Below are 14,945 nucleotides of genomic sequence, written 5' to 3' on the forward strand. Positions count from 1 at the left end.
TAGGTTTAATGCGAATTTCGCATTAAATACAGCCCTTTCAGGCTACCACTCCCGCCAAGGCCGAACCACATTGCAGCAATTCCTTCCGTTTCATAAAAAGCGAGCACAACCGCCACAATTACGCTTACAGTCAGAAAATCCACAGGCGCTCAGCAGGACTTTCTCCCGCCTCAACTACCTCGCCGCTTTCGCATAGTTTGCGAAGCCGCAAAGCGAAGAAGGCGAAAAGAATTCGCGAGACTGCTGCATGCTTCAACTCGGCTATGAAAGCAAAGAACTCCCCCAGCACACCGTGGCGCACGCCCGTGCCACCCGATATGCAGGAGGGAGTTTTGAAGATGGCGGTTACTTCTCGCCCAAGAGAGCGTCGACGAAGCCTTCCACCTCAAATGGTGCGAGATCATCGGCGCCCTCGCCCAAGCCCACGAGCTTGACCGGAACGCCCAATTCCTCTTGTACCTGGAATACGATTCCGCCCTTTGCAGTACCATCCAGTTTAGTCAGTACCACACCGGTGATATCTACTACTTCGCGGAAGATTCGTGCCTGGGTGAGGCCGTTTTGGCCCACCGTGGCATCCAGTACCAGCAGAACCTCGTCCACATCGGTCTTCTTTTCCACCACGCGCTTGACCTTGCCCAGCTGATCCATCAAGTCCGTGGAGGTGTGTAGGCGGCCTGCAGTATCGACCAAGACCACATCTACTTGTTGTTCTACACCGGTTGCTACCGCATCGAAGGCTACCGATGCTGGGTCGGCGCCTTCCTTGCCGCGCACGGTATCGGCGCCAACGCGACGGCCCCAGGTCTCAAGCTGGTCGGCGGCCGCAGCACGGAAAGTATCGGCCGCACCCAAAAGCACCTTGTGGCCCATGGCTACAAGCACGCGAGCAAGCTTACCGGTGGTTGTGGTTTTGCCGGTACCGTTTACTCCGACGACCATAACGATGGCTGGCTTGCCCTCATTCGGCATGGCCTTGATGGAACGGTCCATCTCTGGGTGGCCTGCCTCGATGAGGCATTCGCGCAGCATCGCACGAGCCTCATCCTCGCTGGAAACGCCGCGCTCAGCAATCTTTTCACGCAGAGAATCAGTCACCTTCATGGTGGACTTGGTGCCCAGATCCGCCATGATGAGCGTATCTTCGACTTCCTCCCAGGCATCTTCATCCAGATCGCCTGCGGACAGAATTCCCATAAGCCCTTGGCCGATGGCATTTTGCGAGCGCGAAAGGCGCCCACGCAAACGGCCAAGGCGCCCACCGGCGGGGGCAATATCATCCTGTGGCTCTGGTGCTGGGGCAGGTTCCTCCTGTGGAACCTCGGTTTGTTCCTTGGCTGCTTCAGCCGCACCGGTTTGTGCCTCGGCTGCAGCTGCGGCTTCCTCGGCCTCCTCGCGGTCGTCGACGCGCTCTTCGATTTCTTCCGCATCCTTGTCTTCAACAACCTCGTCGAAGACTGGGGACTTATCTTCTACTTCGGCATTTTCCACAGAAACAACGCCTTCTGGATCCTCTACCTTTTCAGCAGCTTCCGGAGAATCCTTCGCAGCTTTATCGACCTGTTGTGCTTCCGGCTCTTCTACCTCGGGCGCAGCCTCTGGCTGTTCAGCCGATTCTGCGGCACGGTCCGCGGGTGCTTCTTTACTTTCCGACGCCGCAGCTGCCGTACCCGCTACCCCTGCCGCGCCAGCAGCCGTTGCCGCTGCGGCAGCTCCAGTACCGGTAGACGGGGTCTTTTCGGATTTATCCGGAGTAGATTCTGCCGGCTGCCTGTTTACCTCCGCTGGCTTCTTTGTTTCAGCCTGCTTACTGGTCTCTGCCGGCTTGCCGGTCTCTGCTGGCTTCGCCTGCTGTGATGCCGACTTATCCTCTAGTTGCTCTACCGCAGGTTGGTCCGCCTGCGCCTGCGGCTTAGCCTTTGACTGTGGGGTCTTGCCGTTGAGCTGCTCGTTGGCAATGTCGGTTGCATTCGGTTCTGTCTTAGCTGCCTGCTGGGCCTGACCTGGCTCTTCCGCAGCTGGCTTGTGTGTAGCGGGCTTGTCCGCCTGAACCGGGGTTTTCTGCGCTTCCTTAGCACCACCAGCAGGAGCGAAGTTAAAGCCGGACTTAGCCTGATAGTTGCCGGACTTTTGCTCCTGGGTCAGCTGCTTCGGTTCTTCCTCAGCGGGCTTATCAAAGGACACCTTCTTGGCGTCGCCACGCTTCTTGCCAATTACTACGAGAAGAATAATCAGCACAATGACGACAATTGCAATGCCGATCCATAACCATAAAGAATTCATGCCTCTATAGTGCCAGTCTTGCTGGCTCGCGGCACGCCAACCCCCTCCTAACGCGGAAGAGGTTGTGCCGGCAGGCGACGACCTCTACTGCTCCCCCGAATCGTCGCTGCGGGGAGCATCCACACCCAGGCGAGTAGCATCCTCGCTGGCTTGCTCCGTTCCAGGAGCGCTGCCGGCAGGATTCATGCGCTGCGAAATCACACGGGTTACGCCATCTCCGCGCATGGTCACGCCATAGAGGACATTGGCCACATCCATGGTCGGCTTTTGGTGCGTGATGACAATAAGCTGCGAATCCTTTCGCAACTCCTCAAAGAGGGCGATGAGACGGCGCAGGTTGACATCATCAAGCGCAGCCTCAACCTCATCCATGACATAGAACGGGCTGGGGCGAGCGCGGAAGATAGCAACCAACATCGCGAGCGCAGTTAGGGACTTTTCTCCGCCAGAAAGCAAGGACAGGCGCTTGACCTTCTTGCCGGGTGGGCGGGCTTCTACTTCGATACCGGTAGTGAGCATGTCTTCCGGTTCGGTGAGAACGAGCCGACCTTCGCCACCGGGGAAAAGAGTTTGAAAGACCTTGGGGAACTCCGCTTCGACGTCGTGCCAGGCATCGGTAAAAAGCTGCAGAATCTGTGCATCGACGTCTTCAATAACGCCGGTAAGGTCCTTACGGGCTTGAATGACGTCCTCCAGCTGGGTGGACAGGAAGGAATAGCGCTCTTCTAAAGCCTTATATTCTTCCAACGCCAGAGGATTGACCTTGCCTAGAGAATTCAGATCCTTTTCCGCTTGCTTTAGGCGCGCAGTCTCGGCGCCTCGGTCGAAGTCCTCACCTGGGGTGTAGTCCTGCAACAAGTCCGAGATGGCAATGCCCAGCTGCTCTACGATCTTGGCTTCTGCTTCATCCACACGCACCTGTGCCTGGGAGCGAGCGATTTCAGAATCATGGGCGCGGTTGGTCAGCCGGTCCAACTGCTGCCGTGCTGCCGAGACCTGTTGCTTTGCTTGCTGCAGGTGCGTGTTCAAGGAGGTGCGTTGCGCAAAGTAGTCATCACGCTCAGCGGTCGCGCGCTCTAGCAACTGCGTGGCGCGTGCGGCTAAATCACGCGAATGCTTGGCCACCGCGCCGGCCAATTCTCCCTGGGCTTTGCGCCGCGCCATAGCCTGCTCATGGCGGGTCTTGGCTTGGCGTTCATGCTGCGCTTGTCGACGCAACGCCTCGCCTTTCCCTGCTACCTGACCCACGTGATCTTGGGCAGAGCGGGCGGCAACCTGCGCCTCCATTTCCATCGATTTGACCTGCTCTAGTGCTGCCGAGGCTTCGTCGCGTTCCGCCGAAGACGGCTCATCTGGCTGCTCGTCCGCATCGACGCGGGCAAGCCTATCGCGGGCGTCGGCAAGCTGCTTGCGCGCCTCGGTAAGCTTAACTTCAATCTCGGTTGCCCGCGCCGCGGCCTTTTCATGCTCGTTCTTATTAGCCTCGTACTGCTTGAGCAGGCGTTGATGATCACGCTTCCACGCATCCACCTCGGTATCGTGCTCCCGCAGGGCGGCCTTCGCCGAAGCGGCGGCCACGCGGGCATCTTCGGCAGCAATTTTTGCTCCCTCCAGCGTGCCCGATAGTTCTTCGAGCTCCTGCGTGGCAGATTCCAGTTGCTCTTCCGCCTCGGCGATGCGGGCGGTGACCTCAACGGTAGATGAGGAACCGGTACCCACTTCTACCCATCCTTCACCCAGCACTACACCGGATTCGGTGACCGCGCGCAGGCGGGGGTCTTCTGCTACTAACTTTTTTGCTGCCGCGAAATCTGAGACAAGCACTACGTCCGCAAGTAGGCGGTGCAGCGCGGCGGAAACCTCCGGAACTACGGCAATATGGTCGAGCAACCACGAAGCGCCAGACGGCAGGGTCGCATCCACGCGCCACGATGTGGCGGGGGCGGCCGCCGAGACGTCGATAAGCGCTGAGCGCGTACCTTTTTCCAAGTCCGCAATAAGTTGCGTCGAGATCTCACCGGCCTGGGCTTCCGCAAAAGTGCCCAACGCGGCTGCAACCGCGGTGTCGTACTTGGTGGTAATAAATTCAGCCAGCGGCTGGAATTGCTCGCCCACATCGATCTTTTCCGGCACTGTCTGGGCCAAGGTATCGATGCGGGAGCGCAAGGTGTACACGGCGCGCTCACGCTCACGTTGCTCATCGCGCAGCTGCTCCAAGCGCTTATCGGCAGCGCCTGACTCGCTGGCCGCGCGCACATGGGCCTCTTCGAGCGGCTCGCGCTCGCTGGCCAAAGAGTGCAGCTTATTTGCTGCCTCATCGGCTTCCGCCTGGGCGGATTGAGTGCGTTTCTTTGTAGAAACCAAGGTTTCTTCCTGGCGAGCCAGCTCTTCCTCTGCCGAAGTAACCTGGCCAGCTGCCTTCTCTTCCGCGGCAATCAGGCGGACCACGCCTTCGCGCCGATCTGCAATTGCGCGCAACTGCGCCATGTGCTCGCGCTCGGCTGCCTCGAAAGCCTCGCGACGCTCTGCTACCTCTTCCCGGATCGCCTCGAGTCGTTCCGCAGCTTCCTCCGCCGCGGTGAGAAGCTCCGCATGTTCTTCGTCTGCGCGGGCGGCCCGTGCTTCGAGGTCCTCCGGATCTTGGCCAGAGTAGGCAACCTGTGCCCCGGCATTGGCCGCGCGCTCTTCGGCAATGCGCTGCGTGGCCGAAATGCGCTCCGAGAGCGTAGATAGATCGAACCAGAGCTTTTGGGCGGCATCCGCCTTGGGGCTGACCTCCTCGAGCTGGGTCTCAACCTCTAATTGGGACCCCGTGGCTTCCTCCAGCTGCGCGGTTACTTCTTCGACTTGCTCGGCGAGAACCTCGGCCGCGCGCTCCGCCTCTTGAAACTTCTGCCGCAGGCGCATTACCCTATCGCCGGCCAACCGCAGGCGGGCATCGCGCAGGTCAGCCTGCACGGTGGCGGCACGTTGTGCGGCCTCGGCCTGGCGCGCCAGCGGCTTGAGCTGTTTTCCCAGCTCATCAGTGAGGTCCTGCAGGCGATCCAGATTGGCCTGCATGCCGGTGAGCTTGCGCTGAGCCTTTTCCTTACGGCGTCGGTGCTTGAGCACACCGGCAGCCTCTTCAATATAGGAACGCCGATCCTCGGGCCTGGATTCTAGGATTTCAGATAGTTTGCCCTGGCCAACGATAATGTGCATCTCACGGCCAATGCCCGAATCAGAGAGCAGCTCCTGGATATCCATCAGGCGCGCCTTGGAGCCGTTAATTTCGTATTCGCTGGCACCATCGCGGAACATCCGGCGGGTGACCGACACTTCCGAATATTCAATCGGCAGCGCACCATCCGCATTATCAATGGTCAGGGTGACCTCAGCTCGACCCAAGGCTTTGCGGTCGCCCGCGCCGGCAAAAATAACATCTTGCATCTTGCCGCCACGCAGGGTCTTCGCGCTGCCCTCACCCATGACCCAGGCCAGTGCGTCCACTACATTGGACTTACCCGAGCCATTCGGACCAACGACGGCGCAAATACCCGGCTCGAATTTGAGAGACGTCGCCGACGCGAATGATTTGAAGCCTTTCAGCGTCAGCGATTTCAGGTGCATTTGGGTTATTTTAGCAAGCCTTGAGCGCAGCTGCCCAGCCGAGTCTAATGGGAAGCTTCGGCGGGCACGGGCTAGGTGCTAACGCTCAACAAAGCCTGTCTCACCTTTGGGGGCAGCCCACTGCTCAACTACTAAATCAACGGCTCCAGGGCGGCGGGTGGTACTAGGCTGTTCTTTCAAAAGGGCCAATAATTCCTCGCACTTTTCTTGGGGTCCTTCAGCCACAACTTGGACTCGGCCATCGGCAAGGTTGGTGGCATGACCACTCAGGCCGAACTCTAGCGCTCGCGAGCGTGTCCACCAGCGAAACCCCACGCCTTGGACGTGTCCGTGGACAAATGCTGTCATTCTTTCCATAGCCCTGCAGCCTCCCTAGCTCCTAGTACTTATCGTGATGGCCCTTTTCGCGCAAAACGCGGCGATCCTCTTCGCTGCGGCGAGTGACTGGATCCGAGCCGTCCCAACATTCCACGCCTTTTAATTCCGGCATCATATCGCGGTGGAATACCGGATCGATGCCGTGGCTGCGCTGCTCGTTGTAATTCTTAAGTAGCTTAATCGCCACACCTGAAAGCGGGACGATGGCAATGATATTAAGGATGACCATTGTCGCTGCACCAGTATCTGCCAGAGCGAAGACCAACGGCAACGAACCTACCGCGCCGAACCAGACAAAAAAGAGCACCACGAGCCGGAATACCACCAGTGCAATCTTGCTCTGGGTGAGGTACTCGAGGTTGGATTCCGCCAAATAGTAGTTGCCCAAGATGGAAGAAAAAGCCAAGAAGAAAAGGATAAAGCTGACAAAGTGGATGCCCCAATTGCCCACCTCAGAGGACAGGGCCGCCTGGGTCAAGGAAACACCCTCTGCTTCAGCACCATAGGCAATCTCTGGTCCGAGCAAGATGATGAAGGCCGTGATGGTACAGACCACCAAGGTGTCAAAGTACACGCCGAGAGTCTGGACTAGGCCCTGCTTGACGGGGTGAGATACCGCTGCGGTAGCCGCCGCGTTCGGGGCAGAACCTTCGCCGGCCTCGTTAGAGAACAGGCCTCGCTGAATGCCCTTCATCATTGCCATGCCCAACCCTGCACCGGCGATCTCTTTAATTCCTAGGGCATGGGCGACGATATCGCCGATCATTCCCGGCACCTTGTCAAAATTGGCGATGACTACAAACCCGCCGATGAGCAGGTACGCCACCGCCATAAACGGCACGATGATCTGGGTGATATTGGCAATACGGTTTACCCCGCCGAAGATGATAAGACCAGCAACTACGGCGATGACTACACCGATAATGGACCGGAACATGGTGTCATCTCGGTCGAAGGAGAAGGATACGGCATCTGCAATCGCGTTGGTTTGAAAGGCGTTATAAACCAATCCAAAGGTAAAAGCAATGGCAATGGAGAATAGTGCGCCCAATGGGCCCCATCCCAGTCCTCGCTTCATGTAATAGGCGGGACCGCCTCGATAGCCATCACCATCCCGGACTTTCCATAGCTGCGCCAAGGTGGACTCGATGAAAGCAGTAGCGCCGCCGAGTATGGCAATCAGCCACATCCAAAAGACGGCGCCTGGGCCGCCCACGGAAATTGCGACGGCTACGCCGGCAACGTTACCGGTACCTACGCGGGAGGCAGCGGAAATGGTGAACGCCTTAAAGGCAGAGATGCCGCCATAGTCCTCATCCTCATCGCGGCCCTCCCCCTTGGGCCGCTCGACGACGGCGCGGAACATATCCGGCACCATGCGCACCTGCACCAACGCAGTACGGATGCCGAAGAAAAGGCCCGCTGCGATTAGCAGCCAAGGCAAGACCCACGACCAGACGCCGTCATTAAATGTCGTCACGACATTTTCAAGAAAATCCATGCAGAATAATTTACTGCCTTAAGGTTCACAACGTGAACCCCATGCGCCATAACTTATTGGCACTGGGGGCAGAAATGGGTGGAGCGTCCCGATATTACGTAGCGCTCTAGCAGCATCCCGCACCTGCGGCAGGGCTGGCCAGCGCGTCCATAGGCAGCCAAGGACCGCGAAAAGTACCCCGATTCGCCGTTGACGTTTACATACAGCGAGTCAAAGCTCGTTCCACCCACTTTTAGGGCAGCAGCCATGACCTCTTGCGCCGCTTCCAACAATGCCACAGCATCTTTTTGCCGCAAGGTCGATGCTCTTTTACGGGGTGGTATCCGCGCTGCCCACAGGGATTCATCGGCATAGATATTACCAATTCCCGAGGTCAAAGTTTGATCCAAGAGCGCGGTCTTAACCGCGGTTTTCTTTGCGCGCAAGCGCCGTGCGGTGGCTACGATGTCAAAATCTGGCTCGAGTGGATCTATGCCAATATGAGAAATCTTTGACCACGGTGCGAAGAGCCAATATCCAAAAGTGCGTTGATCGACGAAGTTAAGCTCCACCCCACCGCTTAACCGGGCGGTAATGCGGCGGTGCGGCGAATCGCTTTCACCTATCCGCACCTGACCTGACATCCCTAAGTGAATAAAAAGGACGTCGCGGTGAGGATCCATTGTGTCTTCACCGACAAATTCCAACCACATGAATTTCCCGCGCCTAGCTACCGCGGCAATCTCTTTGCCCACTAGGAGTCCGGAAAGCGGCTCATCTTGGCCACGATTGGCACGCGGGTGCAGCACGTCTACAGACTCAAAACCTCGCCCCACCACGTGGGGAGCAAGGCCTCGCCGGACGGATTCAACTTCCGGTAGTTCCGGCATAGCTAGCCTTCTTTATGCGCAGTGCCTTGCACCAAAAGTGGGGTCTCCCGCAAGGTTTGGCAAGCCTCTTGAGCTGCTTGTTGCTCAGCCAATTTCTTATTGTGACCCACTCCGTTGCCCACGGTCAGTCCAGCCACGGTAGCTACTGCGTTGAACGTCTGATCATGTTCTGGGCCAGTGGAGGTAGCCGAGTAGACGGGCATCGGTGCCTTAAGCTCCGCGCATAGCTCTTGCAAAGTGGTCTTCCAGTCTAGGTGGCGGCCGCTTACGGTGGCATTTTCAATCTTCTCTGCAAACAGGCGCAAGATGACGTCACGCGCAGTTTCGAAACCATGCTCGCGATAAATGGCACCGAATATTGCCTCAGTGGTATCTGCAAGGATGGAATCTTTATCGCGCCCGCCGGTGGATTGCTCACCCTTGCCCAGCAAGATGTGCGGGCCGAGGTTAATCTCTCGTGCTATATCGGACAAGCCGTAGCGCGACACGATCGATGCGCGCATTTTAGAAATATCCGACTCGGGCCGAGAAGGATAGGTGATATAGAGCTGCGAAGCAACAGAAAGGCCTAGTACCGCATCGCCCAAAAATTCCAAGCGCTCATTATTGGGCAGGTGGCCATTCTCATTGGCAAATGAACGGTGGGTCAAAGCTAGGCGCAGGTGTTCTGGCTGCAAATTCACACCGAGCGATTCCAGCAGTGGGGTATGGTCTACCGCGCCAAATTCGGCGGCGAGCGCCTCTTCGCCAGTTAGTTTTTTCTTGCGGCTCATAGGAACTTCTCCAAACCAGCCCAACGAGGGTCGACCTTGTCTTCCTCTTTTTCGCCGGAAATACCGGTAGTCACGCCCTCAGGTGTATCTATTTCGCAGCCATCCTCACACACCGGAGCAAAGGGAAGGCTAAGGCCAGCCTCATCGATCACGGCTTGCAACAAATCCAGCTCATCATCTTCGATCTCTGGGATTTCATCTCCCGAGCCTTCGTCCCCGTCTTCTGGGCCATCACCGGAGACAAAGGATTCATCAGCGGCGAAAACCTGGGTGACGTGCAGGTTGAGATCAGGGTGCAATTCCTTCAAGCAACGGGAGCATTCCCCTGTCAGCTGTCCAGATACGTTGGCATCTACCAAGACACCTGCACCAAGCGGGGTCAAAGTAGCCTCCACAGTGAGCTCTTCGCCCTGCGGAATTGCGATCATCTCGACGCCAATCCTCTCGGGTGAGGGGCCGGTCTGAGTGCGTTGTTCCGGCAGTGCGTCAGCGCCTTGGGCATTTAACAATTCGCCCACATCGAACTTCAATGGTGATGTCATAACACTAGGTAGTCTACCTTGCCCCGCAAACTCCGCCTAGCGTCCCGCGCGGGCGGAGTTTCTGTCAAGAGTCTGGGGTTTAAGGTAAAAGGGCATATGGCTTCACGAAAGGGCCTTTTCTCCGGTGAAATCCGGCTTTAGCCTAGAGGCATGACATATCACTTGGCTTTAGCCTCCACGGATCTGCGCAGCATAGCCCTCGGATTTGCCACATTTAGCTGCCTGCCAGCCGCGGTTTTGACTATTGCCGGCGTGCTCATACACGCCACCCCAAAACCAGACCGTTCTGGGATCTATGGTGCCAGCGGCATCCGCCTAACGACCGCCATCATCTGCAGCACCGCTGCCGGTTTAGTAGCGGGCGCGGTCTTGGTAATCCCCGCTGGCATGGACCTCTCTGTTCTCACCGGCGCACTAATCTTTTCTCTTAGCGCAGGCGCAATTACTTGGTTCTCCCGAGAAACCATTCCCAGCGCCGTTATTTCGGTGGGCACGATGCTATTTTCCACTGGCGCACTGCTTAGCGTGTGTGCCCTTTGCTTTCCCCAGAATTTCAACGGCAGCCCGCTGACGTCTCTAACCTCATATTTCGTCACCGCACTGGTTGGCTTTCTTTTTCCAGGCTTGGTTACTTCAATCATTGCCGCGTGCATGGCGGTTCAATCCGCCGCCCCTGAACATCTCACTTCTCGGGCAGATAGATTCGCCTCTCCCCTACAAGTGCAGGTAACACCTTCTCCATATGCCGGAGGAAAGGCTATCCCTACGAAACGTTCACGCGCCCGCACTGCAGCTTGACTTTGCACCGCTTGAATAAAACAGCATAAGGCCCTGTCGGGTGGGTAGACGGTGTACGACAAACCGCCTTCCCACCGAACAGGGCCTTTCGCCGTGCCTAGTTCGGAAGATGCTTTACTTCCCACCCACTGGGAGCACCACTCGGCTCAAACGAGCGGTAAGTTCCAAAAGTGGATGAGGATTGAAAAGCTTTAGCGCTCGCTATAGCGGCGCTCGTAGTTCTCGCCCTCGGCGTAGCGGGTGCCACCCGCCGCACCGGCTGCACGGCCTGAGGCTTGGTAGTCACTGCCGCGGGAGCGTACTCCAGCACCCCCGCGCAGGGCAGAGCGGTCAGAACTTACGGTGCGCAAAAGACCACTAAGAGTGGTTTCAAATTCACCTAATTTACCGTCGACAAACTCATCGCATTCGCTGCGCAGACGATTGGATTCGGTATGCGCAGATTCCACGATGCGGTGTGCTTCTTCATCGGCACGGCGAACAACCTCCGATTCAGAAATCAACCGTTCCTGCTCGGCACGGCCTTCAGCGACGGAGCGCTCGTACTCGTCATTAGCTTGGGCGATGGTTCGGTCTGCCTCCGCACGTGCCTGTTCCACCATGGACTGGGCACGAGCCTCAGCATCAGCCACCAGCTTGGCAGCATGCTGTTCCGCGTGGGAAACAGTGGCATCTGCTTCTTCGCGGGCGTGGCCAACAATGTCGTCGGCCTGCGCATTGGCATCATTAATTGTCTGATCCGCACGCTCTTCGGCGCCGTGCAAGATTTCATCTTGCTTATCCAAGACATCCTGCGCGTCATCTATTTCTACGGGCAGGGCGTTGCGCAGGTCGTCGAGAAGCGCAAGCATCTCGTGGCGGGGCACCACGCAATTAGAGGTCATGGGGAAGCTATGGGCTTCCTCCAAGTGCTGGACTAGTTCATCTAAGGACTCAAAGACACGGTACATGCTGCGAATTTTACATGCCCACCCGCGCAAGGCGTGGAGGCCACGCACCGCGTGTGCTGCAGGTTTTCACCCGTACTTTGATTCGTGGCTCGCACCTGCCTATGCACGGAATTTTGCCCCAGACAAAACTCAAGCTCTCCTCTTCACCCAGATAGAAGTTAAGAGGAGAGCCGAAGCCGGAAGAAAGGAGCAGCCTTAGATCACGCCCTGCGCCAACATGGCATCGGCTACCTTCTTAAACCCAGCGATATTGGCACCGGCAACGTAGTCGCCTTCACGGTCGTATTCCTTGGCCGTGTTGTCGATGTTTTTAAAGATATTCGACATGATCGCGTGAAGGCGATTATCGGTGTAGTCAAAGGACCAAGAATCACGGGAAGCATTTTGCTGCATCTCCAGTGCTGAGGTGGCTACACCACCCGCGTTGGCCGCCTTGCCCGGCGCGAAGTTGATCTTGGAGTCCTGGAAGATATGCACAGCTTCCGGAGTCGACGGCATATTGGCGCCTTCGGCTACATAGCGCACGCCGCCTTCCACGAGCTTCTTGGCAGAATCGCCGTCCAGCTCATTTTGAGTGGCACACGGCAAGGCAACGTCCGCCTGTACCTGCCAAATATTTCCCTCTTCGTGGTATTCCACGCCTTCTCCGGCTTCTGCGGCATAAGTGGAAATACGCTCGCGACGGTTTTCTTTGACGTCCTTGAGCAGTTCAATATCCACACCATCTGGGGTGGTGATGTAGCCAGAGGAATCGGACATAGCAACCACGGTGGCACCTAGCTCTTGGGCCTTGGCTGCAGCATAAATTGCCACATTGCCCGAGCCCGAAACAATGACCTTGGCGCCGTCGAAGGACTCGCCGTGGGCCTTCATCATCTCATTGGTGAGGTAGACCGTGCCAAAGCCGGTGGCTTCAGTACGCACTAGGGAGCCGCCCCACGTCAAACTCTTACCAGTAAGAACGCCGGACTCGTGCTGGGTGGTCAGGCGGCGGTACTGGCCAAAGAGGAAGCCGATTTCGCGACCACCCACGCCGATGTCTCCGGCCGGCACATCGCGGTATTCGCCGATGTGGCGGTGCAGCTCTGTCATGAAGGACTGGCAAAAACGCATGATCTCCACCTCGGACTTTCCCTTGGGGTCAAAGTCAGAGCCGCCTTTGCCGCCGCCGATAGGCAGGCCGGTCAGGGAGTTTTTAAAGATCTGCTCGAAACCAAGGAACTTGATAATGCCCAAGTTGACCGAGGGGTGGAAACGCAGACCGCCCTTATACGGGCCGAGTGCGGAATTGAATTGGACGCGAAACCCGCGGTTGACCTGAATTTCTCCGTTATCGTCAATCCATGGCACGCGGAAGATGAGCTGGCGCTCAGGCTCACAGAGGCGCTCCACCAAGCCGTAGTCAGCGTATTGCGGGTCCTTTTCCAAAACGATCTTCAGCGAATCTAGGACCTCAGAAACCGCTTGGTGGAATTCCGGCTCGCCCGCATTACGCTTGAGCAATTTGTCATAGTACGCAGAGATTTGGCTATCTACTGACATGGTGTGCATTCCATTCTGTGGACTTGTGTGAACAGAAACCAGTTTCCTATCAAACAACCGATAATGCAAACAGGATCCAAGATTTGTTGTGCTTTACACAGTTCTTTACCAGCGACGATAAAGCTATTTATTTTCTGTAGAACGCTCGGATTTCACTCCTCGCAGTGCGCCGGTTCAAGCGGGCTTTATAATCACGGACATGCATATTGTCGTCGCGCCAGACTCTTTCAAAGGCACAGCCTCCGCTCCCGAAGCCGCCGCTAGCATCGCCACGGGGGTGCGCCAAGCGCTTCCCGACGCCACAGTTACTACCCTCCCCATGGCCGATGGTGGCGAAGGCACCGCCGCCGTGCTTGCCCAAGCGGCCGCAGCCGGAGGCCAGGCTGCAGAAACCATTACCCTGCCTACCACCGATGCCATTGGCCGCTTAACCCAAGCAAGCTACTTCCTCGCCGGCACCACCGCCTTTATAGACGTCGCCACGGCCACCGGCTTGCCTGCTGTACAGGACTGCCTCGATCCGCTACACGCCGATTCCTACGGCACCGGTGTCTTGATCGCGGACGCAGAAACGCGCGGAGCCACCTCGATCGTGCTCGGATTGGGTGGCACCGCCAGCATCGATGCAGGAATGGGGATCTTGACCGCGCTCGGGGCGGCCGCTCACGATGCCCGCGGCTATGCCTTGCCTAAGGGCGGCGCTCCCCTAGTTCAGCTCGATCACATCGATACTGCGCAGCTCAATATCAAAGCCGGCATGCTCGACTTCACCTTATTGGCCGATACCCGCGCCACACCGGTGCAAGCAGCTACCATGTACGGCCCGCAAAAGGGCGCGCAGGGCGAACAGGTAGCGCTACTAGCCGGCGCCATGCTCCAGGCATGCAAAGTAACCGGCGCAGAAGCTGACTCCGAATTCTTCGGCGCTGCCGGCGGCCTTCCCATCGGATTGTCTTGGCTCTCACGCACACTTTGGGGCTCAGATGAGCACATCCGCGTACTCGCTGGCGGCACTCATGTGGCCGGAGCACTCGGGCTTCCAGAAAAGATTGCCTCCGCCGACCTCGTCATCACTGGCGAGGGTCGATTCGATGAGCAGTCCTTAACTGGCAAAGCCGTCGGAACCATCGCCGAACTCGCTCGAGAAGCAGGCACACCATTAGGCATTATCGCCGGCTCCTTCGAGCACGACACTACTGCCTACTGTGCTCCTCTTAGCCAAGAAGGCTCGATGCCCCAGCAGCTGGCGGCGGCCGCCAAGGACATCGTCCAGCAGCTCTAAGGCCGGATCGAAAGCGACCAGGGGAAGATGGCTGGACGCTCATGCGCCAGCTCGTCTTCGAGCAAAACGTGGTCCTTCGGCAGCACTGCATGCGGGGTAAGCAGGCGCGAGAGCACCATGCCCAGCTGGTTTATCGAGCCACTTACTCCCTCCACTGCAATGTCGTAGCGGTGGACACTCGCGTCCTCTAGGTCGCGGTCCTCATGCTCGTCGCGGTAATTTTGCCGCAGTTGTTCTTCTAGCCCCTCCGGAAACTGCGGATCACCCGGGCGAGTAACCTCAGCGGAGGAAAGCGAACCATTTTCCACCAGCTTGTTGGTGGCAGTGGTGAAAATTTCCGCGACGCGCTCTGCGTGCGCGTTGGGAACCAAAACATCGAATTGAATAACCGGCATAGCGCTAACCCTACCCAATTCCT

The 14,945-nt window shown here is 57.6% G+C and carries 12 protein-coding genes; 2 read left to right on the plus strand and 10 right to left on the minus strand.

The features are described from left to right. Positions 1 to 345 precede the first annotated feature (345 nt). From ftsY to L8V01_RS01910, 7 genes are all read right to left on the minus strand, one after another. Positions 346 to 2,283 carry a signal recognition particle-docking protein FtsY gene (gene ftsY, locus L8V01_RS01880; protein WP_269945465.1) on the minus strand — a complete coding sequence of 646 codons (1,938 nt, stop codon included), beginning with the start codon at positions 2,281 to 2,283 and terminating at the stop codon, positions 346 to 348. An 84-nt stretch (positions 2,284 to 2,367) separates the two neighbouring features. Beyond that, complete coding sequence (gene smc / locus L8V01_RS01885; RefSeq protein WP_269945466.1) at positions 2,368 to 5,892, minus strand: chromosome segregation protein SMC; 3,525 nt, start codon at positions 5,890 to 5,892, stop codon at positions 2,368 to 2,370. Positions 5,893 to 5,970: 78 nt separating this feature from the next. Next, the gene (locus tag L8V01_RS01890) at positions 5,971 to 6,249 is read right to left on the minus strand and encodes an acylphosphatase (RefSeq protein ID WP_269945467.1); all 279 of its coding nucleotides are present in this window, start codon (positions 6,247 to 6,249) and stop codon (positions 5,971 to 5,973) included. Positions 6,250 to 6,271: 22 nt separating this feature from the next. Next, the gene (locus tag L8V01_RS01895; RefSeq protein WP_269945468.1) at positions 6,272 to 7,771 is read right to left on the minus strand and encodes an alanine/glycine:cation symporter family protein; all 1,500 of its coding nucleotides are present in this window, start codon (positions 7,769 to 7,771) and stop codon (positions 6,272 to 6,274) included. 53 nt (positions 7,772 to 7,824) lie between these two features. Further along, entirely contained in the window at positions 7,825 to 8,640 is an 816-nt protein-coding gene (mutM, locus tag L8V01_RS01900; protein ID WP_269945469.1) for a bifunctional DNA-formamidopyrimidine glycosylase/DNA-(apurinic or apyrimidinic site) lyase, read from the minus strand. A 2-nt stretch (positions 8,641 to 8,642) separates the two neighbouring features. Beyond that, positions 8,643 to 9,413 (minus strand): ribonuclease III, encoded by a 771-nt coding sequence (rnc, locus tag L8V01_RS01905; protein ID WP_269945470.1) that lies wholly within the window; start codon positions 9,411 to 9,413, stop codon positions 8,643 to 8,645. Then, a complete protein-coding gene (locus L8V01_RS01910; RefSeq protein WP_269945471.1) occupies positions 9,410 to 9,955 on the minus strand; it encodes a YceD family protein in 546 nt (181 codons plus the stop codon). The genes rnc and L8V01_RS01910 overlap by 4 nt, the downstream gene beginning before the upstream one ends. 150 nt (positions 9,956 to 10,105) lie before the next feature. Here L8V01_RS01910 and L8V01_RS01915 point away from each other — a divergent pair, with 150 nt between their 5' ends. After that, positions 10,106 to 10,753 carry a hypothetical protein gene (locus tag L8V01_RS01915; RefSeq protein WP_269945472.1) on the plus strand — a complete coding sequence of 216 codons (648 nt, stop codon included), beginning with the start codon at positions 10,106 to 10,108 and terminating at the stop codon, positions 10,751 to 10,753. Positions 10,754 to 10,944: 191 nt separating this feature from the next. On the opposite strand, the gene L8V01_RS01920 is transcribed toward L8V01_RS01915, so the two are convergent. After that, complete coding sequence (locus tag L8V01_RS01920; RefSeq protein WP_269945473.1) at positions 10,945 to 11,703, minus strand: DivIVA domain-containing protein; 759 nt, start codon at positions 11,701 to 11,703, stop codon at positions 10,945 to 10,947. 195 nt (positions 11,704 to 11,898) lie between these two features. Next, on the minus strand, positions 11,899 to 13,245 hold the full coding sequence (gene gdhA / locus L8V01_RS01925; protein ID WP_269945474.1) for an NADP-specific glutamate dehydrogenase: 1,347 nt from the start codon (positions 13,243 to 13,245) through the stop codon (positions 11,899 to 11,901). Positions 13,246 to 13,444: 199 nt separating this feature from the next. On the opposite strand from gdhA, the gene L8V01_RS01930 reads away from it, so the two are divergent. Then, positions 13,445 to 14,527, plus strand: coding sequence for a glycerate kinase (locus L8V01_RS01930; protein ID WP_269945475.1), 1,083 nt, complete (start codon positions 13,445 to 13,447; stop codon positions 14,525 to 14,527). On the opposite strand, the gene L8V01_RS01935 is transcribed toward L8V01_RS01930, so the two are convergent. Continuing rightward, the gene (locus L8V01_RS01935; RefSeq protein WP_269945476.1) at positions 14,524 to 14,922 is read right to left on the minus strand and encodes a hypothetical protein; all 399 of its coding nucleotides are present in this window, start codon (positions 14,920 to 14,922) and stop codon (positions 14,524 to 14,526) included. The two genes, L8V01_RS01930 and L8V01_RS01935, sit on opposite strands and share 4 nt — an antisense overlap. Positions 14,923 to 14,945: the final 23 nt, after the last annotated feature.

The organism is Corynebacterium curieae (assembly GCF_027570035.1).
GTDB classification, from domain to species: Bacteria; Actinomycetota; Actinomycetes; order Mycobacteriales; family Mycobacteriaceae; genus Corynebacterium; species Corynebacterium curieae.

Coding starts and splice junctions, on each gene's coding strand:
- L8V01_RS01930 (WP_269945475.1), top strand. CDS start 13,445: ATGCATATTGTCGTCGCGCCAGACTCTTTCAAAGGCACAGCCTCCGCT.
- rnc (WP_269945470.1), bottom strand. CDS start 9,413: ATGAGCCGCAAGAAAAAACTAACTGGCGAAGAGGCGCTCGCCGCCGAA.
- L8V01_RS01895 (WP_269945468.1), bottom strand. CDS start 7,771: ATGGATTTTCTTGAAAATGTCGTGACGACATTTAATGACGGCGTCTGG.
- L8V01_RS01915 (WP_269945472.1), top strand. CDS start 10,106: ATGACATATCACTTGGCTTTAGCCTCCACGGATCTGCGCAGCATAGCC.
- ftsY (WP_269945465.1), bottom strand. CDS start 2,283: ATGAATTCTTTATGGTTATGGATCGGCATTGCAATTGTCGTCATTGTG.
- gdhA (WP_269945474.1), bottom strand. CDS start 13,245: ATGTCAGTAGATAGCCAAATCTCTGCGTACTATGACAAATTGCTCAAG.
- L8V01_RS01890 (WP_269945467.1), bottom strand. CDS start 6,249: ATGGAAAGAATGACAGCATTTGTCCACGGACACGTCCAAGGCGTGGGG.
- L8V01_RS01920 (WP_269945473.1), bottom strand. CDS start 11,703: ATGTACCGTGTCTTTGAGTCCTTAGATGAACTAGTCCAGCACTTGGAG.
- smc (WP_269945466.1), bottom strand. CDS start 5,892: ATGCACCTGAAATCGCTGACGCTGAAAGGCTTCAAATCATTCGCGTCG.
- L8V01_RS01935 (WP_269945476.1), bottom strand. CDS start 14,922: ATGCCGGTTATTCAATTCGATGTTTTGGTTCCCAACGCGCACGCAGAG.
- L8V01_RS01910 (WP_269945471.1), bottom strand. CDS start 9,955: ATGACATCACCATTGAAGTTCGATGTGGGCGAATTGTTAAATGCCCAA.
- mutM (WP_269945469.1), bottom strand. CDS start 8,640: ATGCCGGAACTACCGGAAGTTGAATCCGTCCGGCGAGGCCTTGCTCCC.